The sequence below is a fragment of the Arthrobacter gyeryongensis genome, assembly GCF_039543785.1.
Classification (GTDB): Bacteria; Actinomycetota; Actinomycetes; order Actinomycetales; family Micrococcaceae; genus Arthrobacter; species Arthrobacter gyeryongensis.
Genome location: NZ_BAABKK010000024.1, coordinates 21,654 through 35,826 on the forward strand (window position 1 = coordinate 21,654; position 14,173 = coordinate 35,826).

Consider the following 14,173-nt stretch of genomic DNA (forward strand, 5'->3'; position numbering starts at 1 on the left):
AGCAGGCACCACCGACAATTCCGGCCCTGGCTGGAGCAGCCAAGTCAGGCGTTGAAGAATTCCTTCAATTCGTCCACGCGGTCCAATCGTTCCCACGTGAAATCCGGCTCGTCGCGGCCGAAGTGGCCATGCGCCGCAGTCTTGGCGTAGATGGGGCGCTTGAGGTCGAGGGCGTCGATGATGGCGCGCGGACGGAGGTCGAAGATCTCCGCAATCGCTTCGCTGATCTTGGCCGGGTCAACAGTCTCGGTGCCAAAGGTTTCCACGTAGGTGCCCACTGGACGCGCCTGGCCGATCGCGTAGGCGATCTGGATTTCGGCCCGCTTGGCCAAACCTGCCGCGACGACGTTCTTCGCTACCCAGCGCATCGCGTAGGCCGCCGAACGGTCCACCTTCGACGGATCCTTGCCGGAGAAGGCACCGCCGCCGTGACGGGCCATGCCGCCGTACGTGTCAACGATGATCTTTCGGCCTGTCAGCCCTGCGTCGCCGACGGGACCGCCGATGACGAAGGCGCCGGCCGGGTTCAAGATGTTCGCGACGTGCGAGATGTCCAGGTTGGACACGGCCAGGACGGGCTCGATCACGTGGGAGGCGAGATCGGCGCGCAAGCGATCGAGGTGGGTCCCTTCGGCGTGCTGGCTGGAGATGACCACCGTTTCAACGGAAACCGGACGGTCGCGGTCGTACCCGACCGTGACCTGGGTCTTGCCGTCAGGGCGCAAGTAGGCCAGTTCGCCGCTCTTGCGGACTTCGGTGAGACGCTCGGAGAGCCGGTGGGCGAGCCAAATCGGCGTCGGCATGTAGGACGGAGTCTCATCGCTCGCGTAGCCGAACATGATGCCCTGGTCACCGGCGCCCTGGAGGTCGTAGTCGTCCTCCTGGCGCCCTTCGCGGGCCTCGAGCGAATTGAAGACGCCGCCGGCGATGTCGTTGGACTGCTGTCCGATGGAGACAGATACGCCGCAACGGGCGCCGTCGAAGCCGTTGGCGGACGAGTCGTAACCGATGCCGAGGATAGTCTCGCGGACGATCTGCGGAATTTCGACATACGCATCAGTAGTGACTTCGCCTGCTACGTGCACCAAGCCGGTGGTGGCCATGGTTTCAACAGCCACGCGCGACTCGGGATCTGCCGCCAGGAGCGCATCGAGGATGGCATCGCTGATCTGGTCGCAGATCTTGTCCGGGTGTCCTTCCGTAACAGACTCCGAGGTGAAGAGCCGGAGCTTGGACGGGATGCCGTGGGATTCATGGTGCAGCGGTAAAGTCACTCGACTACCTTACTCGGTTGGGGGCGGCCGGCTTCCGCCGTATGTCCCTATGCTAAGGATGGACCAGCTAAGGAATGAGCCTCACCCGGCGCCTACGTTGCCGGGTGTACGCGGCTCAGTTCCGTGCTGATGCGGTCAATGACGGCGGCGGCGACGTCGGATTTGGAACCCGCCGCCGACTGCGGCGCCGCGCCATGGCCGGAGAGAATGATCACAGAATTCTGGTCCTGGCCGAACACCCGCCCGACGCCGACCTGGTTGACCACCAAAAGGTCGCAGCCTTTGCGTTTGAGCTTGGCGGTGGCGTGTTCCAGGACGTTCCCGTCCTCGTCCCCGGTTTCGGCCGCAAACCCGATGATCAATTGCGTGGATGCTTCAGCGTCGCGTCGCACCACCAGTTCATGCAGGATGTCCGGGTTCTGCACCAGCCGAACCACGGGGGCGTCGTTGCCGTTGACCTTCTTGATTTTCGTGTCCGAAACTTCGGCGGGGCGGAAATCCGCGACGGCCGCGGCCATGATCACGACGTCGGAGCCGACGGCGGCTTCCAGCGCGGCGTCACGGAGCTCCAAAGCGGATTCAACCTGGATCAATTCGACGCCCGCGGGTGCCTGGACCTCCATGTGGGCTGCGAGGAACCTGACATGGGCGCCTGCGTCAAGGGCCGCGGCGGCCAGTGCAACACCCTGCTTGCCGGAAGACCTGTTCCCCAGGAAACGGACCGGATCCAGGGCTTCCCTGGTGCCGCCGGCGGAAATCGTGATGGTGCGCCCGGCCAGGGGTTTCGGGCCAGCAAGCAGGGTTGAAGGCGAGGATGTGTCGACCAAAGCCATGGCGGCCGCGAAGATCGCTTCCGGCTCGGGCAGCCTGCCTGGCCCGGAGTCCGCGCCCGTCAACCGGCCCACTGCGGGTTCCAGGACCGTGATGCCCCGGCTGCGCAGTGTCTCCACATTCGCCTGGGTGGCTTTGTTGTGCCACATTTCGGTGTGCATTGCGGGAGCGAAAAGCACCGGACCGTGGGCCATGAGGAGTGTATTGGTCAGCAAATCCCCCGCTTGGCCGGTTGCTGCCTTGGCCAGCAGGTCCGCTGTTGCCGGGGCGACCACGATCAGGTCCGCCTCATGCCCGAGACGGACGTGGTTGACCTTCTCGACGTCGTCAAAGACGCTGTTGCTCACCGGGTTGCCCGAGAGGGCCTCCCAGGTAGCCACGCCGACAAACCGGGTGGCCGCTTCCGTGGGAATGACCGTGACGTTGTGTCCGGCTTCAGTAAAAAGCCGGAGGAGCGATGCAACCTTATAGGCTGCGATCCCTCCCCCGACTCCGAGGACTATGCGCACGTGACCTCCGTCAACAGGCAGTCTGTTTTACTCTGCGGGCTCGATGGGAGTGGAAACCAGCAGGCCTTCGTTGATCTCGCGGAGCGCGATGGAGAGCGACTTCTCGTTCAGCTTCGTGTCGACCAGCGGGCCAACGTACTCGAAGAGGCCCTCGTGCAGCTGGGCGTAGTACGCGTTGATCTGGCGTGCGCGCTTGGCGCCGAAAATCACCAGGCCGTACTTTGAATCGGCAGCAGCAAGCAGCTCGTCGATCGGCGGGTTGATGATGCCTTCAAGGTTCGTGGACACGAATTCTCCAAATTCTAACGGGCTGACAAGTGCTAGCGCTTAGCGCTGGTGCGGGGTAAGCCCCATGAGTGAAACAAGCTCGTCCGCTGCCCGGCGTACGTCGTCATTGATGACGGTGTGGTCAAACTCCGGTTCAGCGGCAAGTTCCAGTTTAGCGGTTTCCAGCCGTTGCTGCTGTTCCTCCGGGGTTTCGGTGCCGCGTCCCACCAGACGGCGGACCATTTCGTCCCAGCTGGGCGGAGCAAGGAACACGAAGTTGGCGTCCGGAACTGCCGCCTTGACTTGGCGGGCGCCCTGCAAATCGATCTCCAGCAGCACGGACCTGCCTTCGGCGATGGCGGCGTCCACGGTGCTGCGCAGTGTGCCGTAGCGGTTCTTTCCGTGGACCACGGCCCACTCAAGCAACTGGCCGTCCTCAACGAGTGCGTCGAATTCTTCGGCGGACTTGAAGTAGTAGTGGACGCCGTCCTTCTCCCCCGGCCGCGGCGCGCGGGTGGTGGCTGAAACTGACAGCCAGACCTCGGGGTAATTGTCCCGGATATACGTGGATACTGTTCCCTTGCCAACGGCAGTGGGGCCTGCGAGGACGGTCAGTCCCGGATTCTTACTCACATCGTCCTTCGTGGAGAGGCTATATACGCTGCATTTCTTCATAAACGCCGCATTTGTTAAACGCTGTATTCGTTTAAACGCTGTATTTGTCTTCCATAAAATCTATCAGCGACCGGGACTGGTGAATTCCCAGGCCCCTGAGCCTGCGTGACGGGGCGATCCCGATCTCCGCCATGATGGCCGCTGCCCGGACCGGGCCGATGCCCGGGACAGCCTCGATGAGCTCGGAAACACGCATGCGGGCGATGGCCTCGTCAGTCTGTGCCGACTTGATCAGCCGGGCAATGCTGAGTTCGCCCGTCCTGAGTTGTTCCTTCGCGAGAGCCCGCCTTGCCCGGGCTCTCGCTGCCTTTTCCAAGGCATCGGAACGTTCCTCTGGCGACAGAGCCTTTAAGGTCACTGACACATCCCCCTTTGGCCGGCATCGAGTGCATAGCGGATTGGACTGATCCCGAAGTTATCGCGTGGTCAGTGCGGAGCGCAATGCATTGGACCCACGAAGATCCTGCTCAAGCTTTCAGCAAGCCGTCGCGGGTGGCCTCAGTGGCGGAACGCAGTCCGGCAATCGTTGGACCGGCCGCGAGGATTCCGCGGCTCGACGTCGCCAGGACCGCCGGGTACGCCGTGCCGAAAGTGGCACGCAGATCCGCCGGCGTTGCCCCTTGCGCGCCCAGGCCGGGCGCCAGGATGGGCCCGTGAACGGCGTCGAGGTCCAGTCCAAGTTCCACGAGTGCCCCGCCGATCGTGGCACCCACCACGAGACCGACCGAGCCCAGGCCCGCAGACCCGCTGCCCCCCGAACCCAGAGTCCCGGAATAGCGGCGGTTCTCCTCGGCCGCGGCCTCGGCGATCCGCCGGGCCACCGATTCCGAACCGCCAACATGCTGCACGGACTTGCCCTCCGGGTTGGAGGTCAGGGCGAGCACAAAAACACCCCGTCCGGACTCGGCCGCGAGGTCGAGCGCCGGGCGCAGCGACTCGAAGCCGAGGTACGGGCTCAGCGTGACGGAGTCTGCTGCCAAGGCGGAGCCATCCCGCAGCCAGGCGTCGGCGTAGGCAGCCATCGTGGAGCCGATGTCTCCGCGTTTGGCGTCGGCGATACTCAAAACTCCGGCATCGGATGCGGCCGCAAGGGTCCGTTCCAATACCGCCATGCCCGCTGAGCCGTGACGCTCATAGAGCGCCACCTGCGGCTTGACCGCCGCAGCGAGCGTTGCCACGGCCTCCACGACGGTGAGCGAAAAGCGCTCCAGGCCGGCGACGTCGTCGTTCAATCCCCAGTCCGCCAGGAGCCCCGGGTGCGGGTCAATGCCGACGCACAGAGGGCCGCGGGCGGCCATCGCGGCAGCCAGGCGGGAACCGAACGGCTGTCGGGGCCCCGAGCTAAGAACAGGCTGCTCCCCGGCTGCGGCAGACTCAGGCATTGACGGCCTCGGCTGCCGCGGCCTGGGAAGCTGACAGCGCAGCGGCGTGCTCCTGCAGGCTCGTCACCGACCACTCGTAAGTGCGCAGCGCCTCGATTGCCTGCACGGCGGCGTTGAACTCCGCAACCGTGGTGATGCAGGGAATGCCTATGGACGTAGCGGCCGCACGGAGTTCGTAGCCGTCGCTGCGGGCTTCGCCGCCGGAAGGCGTGTTGAAGACCATGTCGATCTCGCCGGCGATGATGAGGTCCGCGATGGTTCCTTCGCCTTCGGCGCTGCTGCCTTCGGCAACCTTGCGGACCGGGGTGGCCTGGATGCCGTTGCGGCGCAGGACATCCGCGGTTCCGCCCGTGGAGACGATTTCGAAACCGAGATCGGACAGGCGCTTGACGCCCATGATCACCGAACGCTTGTCGCGGTTGGCGACAGAAACGAAGATCTTGCCTTCGGTGGGCAGGGCGTTGTTGGCCGCGGCCTGGCTCTTGGCGAAGGCGGTGTCGAAGTGCTTGTCGATGCCCATGACTTCGCCGGTGGAGCGCATCTCAGGGCCGAGGAGCGAGTCCACTACCTTGCCTTCCGGTGTCCGGAAGCGGCTGAACGGCAGCACGGCTTCCTTCACCGCGACAGGAGCATCGAGCGGCAGGGTTGAACCGTCGCCCGTTTCCGGCAGCATCTTGTAGGCGCTGCGGAGCTGGTTGATGGTGACGCCCGTACCGATGAGCGCCGCGGCCTTGGCCATTTGCACGCCCGTTGCCTTGGAGACGAACGGAACCGTGCGGGAAGCGCGCGGGTTGGCCTCCAGCACGTAGAGCACGTCGGAAGCCAGAGCGAACTGGATGTTGATCAGGCCTCGGACGCCTACGCCTTCAGCGATGGCCCGCGTGGCCGTGCGGACGCGTTCGATCACGTTGCTGCCAAGGGTGATCGGCGGCAGGACGCAAGCGGAGTCACCGGAGTGGATGCCGGCTTCCTCGATGTGCTCCATGATGCCGCCGAGGTACATGTCCGTGCCGTCGAAGAGCGCGTCGACGTCGATCTCGACGGCGTCCTCAAGGAAGCGGTCGATCAGCACCGGGTGGTCCGGGGTGATTTCCGTGGCGTTGGCGATGTAGCGCGAGAGGTTGGCTTCGTCGTAGACGATTTCCATGCCGCGGCCGCCAAGCACGTAGGACGGACGGACGAGGACCGGGTAGCCGATTTCGTCGGCGATCTTCTTGGCGTCTTCGAAGGACACGGCGGTGCCGTTCTTCGGGGCGATCAATCCAGCCTGGTCGAGCACGCGGGAGAACATGCCGCGGTGCTCGGCGAGGTCGATCGCTTCCGGCGAGGTGCCAAGGATCGGAACGCCGGCGTCTGCCAGCTGCTGTGCGAGCTTGAGCGGGGTCTGGCCGCCGAGCTGCACGAACACGCCCATGACGCCGCCCGTGCGTTCCTCTGCCGCGATGACTTCGAGGACGTCCTCGAGTGTCAACGGTTCAAAGTAGAGGCGCGTGGAGACGTCGTAATCCGTGGAGACGGTTTCGGGGTTGCAGTTGACCATGACGGTTTCGTAGCCGGCCTTGCGCAACGCCATGGAGGCGTGGACGCAAGAGTAGTCGAACTCGATGCCCTGGCCGATGCGGTTGGGGCCGGACCCCAGGATGATGACGGACGGCTTGGAGTGCAAGCCGACCTCGTCCTCTTCGTCATATGACGAGTAGTGGTACGGGGTGTACGCGGCGAATTCGGCGGCACAGGTGTCCACCGTCTTGTAGACCGGACGGATGCCCAGGGCCTGCCGCACGCCGCGGACAACGGCCTCCGGGTTGTGGGTCAACGAGCCGATCTGCTCATCCGAGAAGCCGTGGCGCTTGGCGTTGCGGAGCATGTCTTCCGTCAGGGCGCCGGCCTTGCGGATCTCGTGGGACATCTCGTTGAGCAGCTGCAGCTGGTCCAGGAACCACGGATCGATCTTGGTGGCGGCGTAGAGGTCCTCGAGCGAAGCACCGCCGAGCAGGGCGCGCTGGACCTGGTGGAGGCGGTCCGTCGTCGGGCGCTTGGACTTCTCGATGAGTTCCGGAACTTCCCATTCGGGCACGTGGCTGAAGTCCAGTTGCGAGCCCTTCTGCTCGAGGGAGCGAAGGGCCTTCTGCAAGGCCTCCGTGAAGTTGCGGCCCATGGCCATGGCTTCACCGACGGACTTCATGGTGGTGGTCAGCGTGTTGTCCGCTGCCGGGAACTTCTCGAACGCGAAGCGGGGAACCTTGACGACGACATAGTCGAGCGTCGGCTCGAACGAAGCCGGCGTTTGTTGCGTGATGTCGTTGGGGATCTCGTCCAGGGTGTAGCCCAGGGAGAGCTTCGTGGCGATCTTCGCGATCGCGAAGCCGGTGGCCTTGGAGGCCAGCGCCGAAGAGCGCGAAACACGCGGGTTCATTTCGATGACGACGACGCGTCCCGTGTTGGGCTCGATGGCGAACTGGATGTTGCAGCCACCGGTGTCGACGCCGACTTCGCGGATGACAGCGATGGAGATGTCGCGCAGCCGCTGGTACTCGCGGTCAGTCAGGGTCAGGGCCGGGGCAACGGTAATGGAGTCGCCCGTGTGGACACCTACCGGATCAAAGTTCTCGATGGAGCAGACAACAACGACGTTGTCGTTCTTGTCGCGCATCATCTCCAGCTCGTACTCTTTCCAGCCGAGGATGCTTTCCTCCAGCAGGACCTCGGAGGTGGGGCTGTACTGCAGGCCCTGGCCCACGATGCGGCGCAGGTCGTCCTCGTTGTACGCCAGGCCGGAGCCCAGGCCGCCCATGGTGAAGGACGGACGGACAACCATCGGGTAGCCGAGGTCTTCCGCCGCGGTCAGTGCTTCATCCATGGTGTGGATGATGTGGCTGCGGGCCGACTCGGCGCCGCAGCGTTCCACGACGCCCTTGAACTTTTCGCGGTCCTCGCCGAGTTCGATCGCGGCAATGTTGGCACCGATCAGTTCGACGTTGTACTTCTCGAGCACGCCGTTCTTGTCCAGGGCGATGGCCGTGTTGAGGGCCGTCTGTCCGCCCAGGGTGGGCAGGATGGCGTCCGGGCGCTCCTTGGCGATAATCTTTTCGACCACCTCGGGCGTGATGGGCTCCACGTAGGTGGCATCGGCGAACTCGGGGTCCGTCATGATGGTGGCCGGGTTGGAGTTGACGAGGATGACGCGGAGGCCCTCCTCTTTGAGCACCCGCAAGGCCTGGGTTCCGGAGTAGTCGAACTCGGCCGCCTGGCCGATGACGATCGGGCCGGAACCGATAACGAGGACGCTCTTGAGATCTGTACGCTTTGGCATTACTTGGTGTCCTCGTTCTTCGCGGAGTTCGATGTCTGAGTGTCGGCGGCCTGTGCGGCGTCCTGGCCGTTCTTCGTATTCGCCATCAGGTCGATGAAGCGGTCGAAGAGGTAGGCGGCGTCGTGCGGTCCGGCCGCGGCTTCGGGGTGGTACTGGACCGAGAAGGCGGGGATGTCGAGGCACGCGAGTCCTTCGACGACGTCGTCGTTGAGGCTCACGTGGCTGACCTCCACCCGGCCAAAGCGCTCTTCCGGAGCCATGGTGGCGCCGTCCATGGGAGCGTCGACGGCGAAGCCGTGGTTCTGCGAGGTGATTTCGACTTTGCCCGTGCGGCGGTCCATCACCGGCTGGTTGATGCCGCGGTGGCCATACTTGAGCTTGTAGGTACCGAATCCGAGGGCCCGGCCCAGGATCTGGTTGCCGAAGCAGATTCCGAAGTACGGCATCTTCTCATCGAGCACGGAGCGGAGCAGCTTGACCTGCGCGTCCGCGGTGGCGGGGTCGCCAGGGCCGTTGGACATGAAGAAACCGTCAGGGTTGACTGCCTTGACGTCTTCCAGCGTTGCGGTGGCCGGCAGGACGTGGACGCGCACGCCGCGTTCGGCGAAGCGGACCGGTGTCATGGCCTTGATGCCAAGGTCGATCGCGGCGATGCTGAATTTCGGCTCGCCGTCCCAGCCGTGGTCCGCGGGTTCCACGACGTATGCTTCGTCGATGCTCACTTCTTCGGCCAAGCGGGCGCCTTCCATGGGCGCGCTGGCGAGGACAGTGTCCAGGAGCTCCTTGTCGGTGGCCTTGGCTGCCTCGCCGGAGAAGATTCCTGCACGCATGGTCTTGTGTTCGCGCAGGTGCCGGGTGATGGCGCGGGTGTCCACGGCCTGGATGCCGACGATGCCCTGTTCAACGAGCTCCGCGTCGAGGCTGCGCTCCGAGCGCCAGTTCGAGGGGCGTCGCGCAGCGTCGCGGACCACGTAGCCGGCCACCCAGATGCGGCGGGACTCGGCGTCTTCCTTGTTCACGCCGGTGTTACCGATGTGCGGAGCCGTCTGGACCACCAGCTGCCGGGCATACGACGGGTCCGTGATGGTTTCCTGGTAGCCGGTCATGCCGGTGGCGAAGACCGCCTCGCCCAGCGCGACGCCTGTGGCGCCGTAGCTCCGGCCGCGGAACGTGCGGCCGTCTTCGAGGACCAGCACCGCCGCGGAGGACTCTGCTGGGTTGGTATTGCCTGTCACTGTGCCTGCTACTGCATTGCTATCCGTCACTTTGTTACTTTCCACTATCGGCATCTGCCTGGGGGGCTGCAGAGATCAATTCTTGAAGTGCTTCGAGGAGCTGTTGCTTGTCGGCGGCGTGCCTTGTCCTGAATCCGGTGTCGAGTTCGTGTTCTCCGAGCATCCAGCTCAAGACTACGAGTCCGTCCTTCTCTACGAACTTGCCTGCCATGCCGTCGGCGCTGCCGCAATCGGTCACGGCTTCCGCCGGAACGAACAGTGGTACTGTCCCCTTCCGGTCGAAGAGGACGCCTTCCCGGTGGACGCTCATTTCCGCGTTCCCGCGGAAACCAAGTCCATGAACGGCGACCCGGTCAAGCCAGTCTCCCGCCGTCGTCGTGGCCACGTACTGGCCTTCAGCCACTATGCCGGCCGGGCTGAGCCTTTCGGGCACTTCCGGAAGCTGCGCGAGGCCGGCCTGGCGTTTGAGCCTGCCGCGCCAACCTATCGCAATGAGTCCGGCCGCGACCGCGGCAAGAACCACAACGAGGAGCAAGGAAGCAAGTTTGTTGTCCATCAGTTGCTGCCGGCGCCCGCGGGCTCCGCGGCGTAGCGGTACGGCGTGTTGAGCTTGCCGTCCAGTACGGTCGGGTGGCCCTTGAAGAAGGTGGCGACGACAGCGCCAGGCAGCTCTTTGCCCGCAAAGGGTGAGTTCCGGCCCATGGTCGCCATCTTATGCGGATCCACCGTCCACCGGGCAGCCGGGTCCACGAGGATGACGTTCGCGGGCTCACCGGCTTCGAGCGGTCGTCCCTGATCCGCCACGCGGCCGATGGCAGCGGGGACGGTGGACGTGACGCGGGCGAAGTCTGCCCACGTCATGAGCCCGGTTTCGATCATGGTTTCCTGGACTACCGACAAGGCAGTTTCCAGTCCGGTCATGCCCATCGCCGCCTGGGCCCACTCGCACTCCTTGTGCTCGCTCGGATGCGGGGCATGGTCCGTGCCAACGACGTCGATGGTGCCGTCGGCGAGTCCGGCACGGAGCGCCTGGACATCGGCGTCGGTGCGCAGGGGCGGGTTGACTTTGTAGACGGGGTCGTAACTGCGGACCAGTTCGTCGGTGAGCAACAAGTGGTGCGGGGTGACCTCGGCGGTGACGTTGATCCCCCGTTCCTTGGCCCAGCGGACGATCTCCACCGATCCGGCGGTGGATACGTGGCAGACGTGCAGGCGTGAGCCGACGTGCTGGGCCAGGAGGACGTCCCGGGCGATGATGCTTTCCTCGGCAACCGCGGGCCACCCGGCCAGGCCGAGAACCGCGGAGACGGTGCCTTCGTTCATCTGGGCACCGGCGGTGAGGCGGGGTTCCTGCGCGTGCTGGGCAACGACGCCGTCGAACGCTTTGACGTACTCGAGGGCGCGGCGCATCAGGACGGGATCGTGGACGCAGATCCCATCGTCGGAGAAGACCCGGACCTGGGCGCGGGAGTCTGCCATGGCGCCGAGTTCGGCGAGTTGCTCGCCGGCGAGTCCGACCGTGACGGCACCCACGGGACGGACATCCACCCAACCGGCGGCACGGCCCAGGCTGTGGACCTGCTCGACGACGCCGGCGGTGTCCGCCACCGGGTTGCTGTTGGCCATGGCGTGGACCGCGGTGTAACCGCCAAGGGCTGCGGCGCGGGTACCTGTTTCAACGGTTTCCGCGTCTTCGCGGCCTGGTTCACGCAAGTGGGTGTGGATGTCGACCATGCCGGGAAGTGCCACGAGGCCCGAGGCCTCGATCACGGTGGCACCTTCGGCGGAAAGGCCGATGCCGCGCTCGGCGATGATTCCGTCGCGGATCAGCAGGTCCTCGGCGTCGCCACCCAGGATGGCCGCTCCGCGGATCAAATAGGTACCCGTTGCTGTCCCTGTTGCGGTCTCGGTCATCAGTTGCTCTCCTTATCGGAACGGGCGGTGCCCGGCATGGGGGCGGCTTCACGGGAATCCCCCGAGAGCAGCAGGTACAGGGCAGCCATCCGGACCGACACGCCGTTCCGGACCTGGGCCAGGACCGTGGAGCGGGGCGAATCGGCAGCGGCGGAAGAAATTTCAAGTCCGCGGTTCATGGGCCCGGGGTGCATGATGATGGTGTCCTTGAGCCCGAGTTCGTCGAGGGCGCGGAGGCGGGCATCGTCGAAGCCCCAGCGCCGCGAATACTCGCGGGTGGACGGGAAGAATGAAGCGTTCATGCGCTCACCTTGGACGCGCAGCATCATCATGGCGTCCACGCCGGCCTCGAGGGTCTGGTCGAGGTTGTAGCTGACCTTGCAAGGCCAGTGTTCGACGCCGATCGGCAGCAAAGTGGGCGGGGCCACGAGCGTCACTTCCGCGCCAAGGGTGCGCAGGAGCCACACGTTGGAGCGTGCGACGCGGGAGTGCAGGACGTCCCCGGCGATGGCGACGCGCATGCCCGTGAGGTCTGCGCCCGTGGACGCTGAGCCGTGCAGCTTGGACCAGTGGCGGCGCATCGTGAACGCGTCGAGGAGAGCCTGCGTGGGGTGTTCGTGGGTGCCGTCCCCGGCGTTGATGACGGCCGCGTCGATCCAGTCGGTGGCGGCCAGGCGGTGCGGCGCCCCGGAAGCCCAGTGGCGGATGACTACGGCATCGGCCCCCATGGCTGCGAGGGTCTGCGCGGTGTCCTTGAGGGACTCGCCTTTCGACACCGAGGAACCCTTGGCCGCGAAGTTGATGACGTCGGCGGAGAGCCGCTTTGCTGCTGCCTCGAAGGAAATGCGGGTGCGGGTGGAGTCTTCGAAGAAGAGGTTGACCACGGTGCGGCCGCGGAGGGCGGGCAGCTTCTTGACCTCCCGGTCCCCTACTGCCGCCATCTCTTCGGCTGTGTCCAGGATCCGGATGGCGTTCGTGGCGCTGAGGTTCTCGGTGGAGAGCAGGTGTTTCATGCGCCTGCCTCGATCACTACTTCATTGATCGGCTGACCGTCCACGGAATCGAATTCTTCAAGGTGGACCCGGACCTTTTCCGAGGAGGACGTAGGCAGGTTCTTGCCGACGTGGTCCGCGCGGATCGGCAGTTCGCGGTGCCCGCGGTCCACGAGGACGGCCAGGCGGACGATGCGTGGCCTGCCGAGGTCGATGATCGCGTCGAGGGCTGCCCGGATGGTGCGTCCCGAGTACAGGACGTCATCGATGAGGACTACAACCTTGTTGTCGATGCCGGACAGCGGCAGTTTGGTGGGGTAAGGAGGCCTGGCGGGCTGGTGGGAAAGATCGTCACGGAACATGGTGACGTCCAGCTGACCGACAATTGCCGAGGCGTTGACGGATGGATCAGCGGCGGCGATTTTTTCTGCCAGCCGCACGGCCAGCGGATAACCGCGGCGTGGGATGCCCAAAAGAACCAGATCCTGGGAACCCTTGTTGGCTTCGAGGATCTCGTGGGCGATACGAGTGAGTGCGCGGTCGATGTCCGCGTGGTTGAGAACAACCCGGGACGGCACCGGCGCAGTGACTTCAGTCATCGCTCGTCTCCCCTTTCCCCGCCTCACGGGACGGAATTAAAAAAGGAACATTTGCTCTTCAAAATTACCACAGGGGCGACGCCCGGCTGGCGCGCTCCGGGCCAGGGCGATGCGTTTTAGCTCACACCCGGGTAATGCGAAGGGCCGGTGCCCACAGTTTCCTGTGGCACCGGCCCTTCGCATGCTTTCCATGCCGCCTAAGCGAGCAGGGAAGGCTTCAGCGTCTGCAACCGTCCGAGGAGACCGTTGATGAACGCGGGAGATTCGTCGGTGGACATGACCTTGGCCAGTGCCACCGCTTCGCTGACGGCCACGCCGTCCGGGACGTCGTCGTTGTAGAGGAGTTCCCAGGCGCCGATCCGGAGGATGATACGGTCGACCGCCGGCATCCGCTCCAGGGTCCAGCCCTGGGCGTAGGTCTGGAGGAACTCGTCGATGGTGGGCTGCATGGCAACCACGCCTTCCACGATGTCCATCGTGTACGGGTTGATGACGAGGTCGGTCATTTCCCGGCGGGCCTTCAAGACCTCGAACGCGGAGGCGGAACGCTGCTCCGCCTCGAACAGTACTTCGAGGGCCCTGCTACGGGCCTTACCACGGGCGCTCACTAGTCGTTGACCCGGCCCAGGTAGCTGCCGTCGCGAGTGTCAACTTTGACCTTGGTGTTGTTCTCAACGAACAGGGGCACCTGGATCTCGTAGCCGGTCTCAAGGGTAGCTGGCTTGGTTCCAGCGGAGGAACGGTCGCCCTGCAGGCCCGGTTCGGTGTAGGTGATTTCGAGGACAACGCTCGGGGGCAGCTCGATGTAGAGCGGGGTGCCTTCGTGGATGGCAATGTTGACCATCTGGTTTTCCAGCATGAAGTTGGTGGCGTCGCCTACCGTGGCACCGGAAACCGTGATCTGGTCGAAGTCCTGGGTGTCCATGAAAACGAAGTCCGCGCCGTCCTGGTACAGGTACTGGTAGTCGCGGCGGTCAACCGTGGCAGTTTCGATCTTGAGGCCGGCATTGAAGGTCTTGTCGACCACCTTGCCCGACATGACGTTGCGCATCTTGGTGCGCACGAACGCCCCGCCCTTGCCCGGCTTGACGTGCTGGAACTCAATGATGTTCCAGAGCTGGCCCTCGAGCTTCAGCACGGTTCCGTTCTTGATGTCATTTGTGGTTGCCACTAGTATCCTCT

General features: G+C 64.6%; 14 protein-coding genes. All 14 read right to left on the bottom strand.

Annotated features, from left to right (window positions below; genetic code table 11):
- Positions 1 to 44 precede the first annotated feature (44 nt).
- The 14 genes from metK to efp all read right to left on the bottom strand — a co-directional run bounded on the left by metK (position 45) and on the right by efp (position 14,162).
- On the bottom strand, positions 45 to 1,274 hold the full coding sequence (gene metK, locus ABEA18_RS15850; protein WP_234754218.1) for a methionine adenosyltransferase: 1,230 nt from the start codon (positions 1,272 to 1,274) through the stop codon (positions 45 to 47).
- 92 nt (positions 1,275 to 1,366) lie between these two features.
- Positions 1,367 to 2,614 (bottom strand): bifunctional phosphopantothenoylcysteine decarboxylase/phosphopantothenate--cysteine ligase CoaBC, encoded by a 1,248-nt coding sequence (coaBC, locus tag ABEA18_RS15855; RefSeq protein WP_345450598.1) that lies wholly within the window; start codon positions 2,612 to 2,614, stop codon positions 1,367 to 1,369.
- A 27-nt stretch (positions 2,615 to 2,641) separates the two neighbouring features.
- Positions 2,642 to 2,902: a DNA-directed RNA polymerase subunit omega gene (rpoZ, locus tag ABEA18_RS15860; protein WP_028267125.1), complete on the bottom strand. Its 261-nt coding sequence runs from the start codon at positions 2,900 to 2,902 to the stop codon at positions 2,642 to 2,644.
- Between the two features lie 39 nt (positions 2,903 to 2,941).
- On the bottom strand, positions 2,942 to 3,514 hold the full coding sequence (gmk, locus tag ABEA18_RS15865; protein WP_345450601.1) for a guanylate kinase: 573 nt from the start codon (positions 3,512 to 3,514) through the stop codon (positions 2,942 to 2,944).
- Between the two features lie 73 nt (positions 3,515 to 3,587).
- Positions 3,588 to 3,914: an integration host factor, actinobacterial type gene (mihF, locus tag ABEA18_RS15870; protein ID WP_345450603.1), complete on the bottom strand. Its 327-nt coding sequence runs from the start codon at positions 3,912 to 3,914 to the stop codon at positions 3,588 to 3,590.
- Positions 3,915 to 4,023: 109 nt separating this feature from the next.
- Positions 4,024 to 4,938, bottom strand: a complete 915-nt coding sequence (gene pyrF / locus ABEA18_RS15875) for an orotidine-5'-phosphate decarboxylase (RefSeq protein WP_345450605.1) — start codon at positions 4,936 to 4,938, stop codon at positions 4,024 to 4,026.
- Positions 4,931 to 8,251: a carbamoyl-phosphate synthase large subunit gene (gene carB / locus ABEA18_RS15880; RefSeq protein WP_345450607.1), complete on the bottom strand. Its 3,321-nt coding sequence runs from the start codon at positions 8,249 to 8,251 to the stop codon at positions 4,931 to 4,933. Before carB ends, pyrF begins: the two co-directional genes overlap by 8 nt.
- Positions 8,251 to 9,540 carry a glutamine-hydrolyzing carbamoyl-phosphate synthase small subunit gene (gene carA / locus ABEA18_RS15885; protein ID WP_345450609.1) on the bottom strand — a complete coding sequence of 430 codons (1,290 nt, stop codon included), beginning with the start codon at positions 9,538 to 9,540 and terminating at the stop codon, positions 8,251 to 8,253. The genes carB and carA overlap by 1 nt, the downstream gene beginning before the upstream one ends.
- Complete coding sequence (locus tag ABEA18_RS15890) at positions 9,521 to 10,042, bottom strand: PH-like domain-containing protein (RefSeq protein WP_345450611.1); 522 nt, start codon at positions 10,040 to 10,042, stop codon at positions 9,521 to 9,523. The genes carA and ABEA18_RS15890 overlap by 20 nt, the downstream gene beginning before the upstream one ends.
- A complete protein-coding gene (locus tag ABEA18_RS15895; protein ID WP_345450613.1) occupies positions 10,042 to 11,400 on the bottom strand; it encodes a dihydroorotase in 1,359 nt (452 codons plus the stop codon). The genes ABEA18_RS15890 and ABEA18_RS15895 overlap by 1 nt, the downstream gene beginning before the upstream one ends.
- Complete coding sequence (locus ABEA18_RS15900) at positions 11,400 to 12,413, bottom strand: aspartate carbamoyltransferase catalytic subunit (protein ID WP_345450615.1); 1,014 nt, start codon at positions 12,411 to 12,413, stop codon at positions 11,400 to 11,402. Before ABEA18_RS15900 ends, ABEA18_RS15895 begins: the two co-directional genes overlap by 1 nt.
- Positions 12,410 to 12,991, bottom strand: coding sequence for a bifunctional pyr operon transcriptional regulator/uracil phosphoribosyltransferase PyrR (pyrR, locus tag ABEA18_RS15905; protein WP_234754227.1), 582 nt, complete (start codon positions 12,989 to 12,991; stop codon positions 12,410 to 12,412). Before pyrR ends, ABEA18_RS15900 begins: the two co-directional genes overlap by 4 nt.
- 197 nt (positions 12,992 to 13,188) lie before the next feature.
- The gene (gene nusB / locus ABEA18_RS15910; protein ID WP_234754228.1) at positions 13,189 to 13,599 is read right to left on the bottom strand and encodes a transcription antitermination factor NusB; all 411 of its coding nucleotides are present in this window, start codon (positions 13,597 to 13,599) and stop codon (positions 13,189 to 13,191) included.
- Positions 13,599 to 14,162 carry an elongation factor P gene (gene efp / locus ABEA18_RS15915; protein WP_028267136.1) on the bottom strand — a complete coding sequence of 188 codons (564 nt, stop codon included), beginning with the start codon at positions 14,160 to 14,162 and terminating at the stop codon, positions 13,599 to 13,601. Before efp ends, nusB begins: the two co-directional genes overlap by 1 nt.
- Positions 14,163 to 14,173 lie beyond the last annotated feature (11 nt).

Excerpts from the sequence above, each read along its gene's own strand:
- pyrF (WP_345450605.1), bottom strand. The coding sequence starts at position 4,938 with ATGCCTGAGTCTGCCGCAGCCGGGGAGCAGCCTGTTCTTAGCTCGGGG.
- ABEA18_RS15895 (WP_345450613.1), bottom strand. The coding sequence starts at position 11,400 with ATGACCGAGACCGCAACAGGGACAGCAACGGGTACCTATTTGATCCGC.
- pyrR (WP_234754227.1), bottom strand. The coding sequence starts at position 12,991 with ATGACTGAAGTCACTGCGCCGGTGCCGTCCCGGGTTGTTCTCAACCAC.
- carB (WP_345450607.1), bottom strand. The coding sequence starts at position 8,251 with ATGCCAAAGCGTACAGATCTCAAGAGCGTCCTCGTTATCGGTTCCGGC.
- ABEA18_RS15900 (WP_345450615.1), bottom strand. The coding sequence starts at position 12,413 with ATGAAACACCTGCTCTCCACCGAGAACCTCAGCGCCACGAACGCCATC.
- ABEA18_RS15890 (WP_345450611.1), bottom strand. The coding sequence starts at position 10,042 with ATGGACAACAAACTTGCTTCCTTGCTCCTCGTTGTGGTTCTTGCCGCG.
- carA (WP_345450609.1), bottom strand. The coding sequence starts at position 9,540 with ATGCCGATAGTGGAAAGTAACAAAGTGACGGATAGCAATGCAGTAGCA.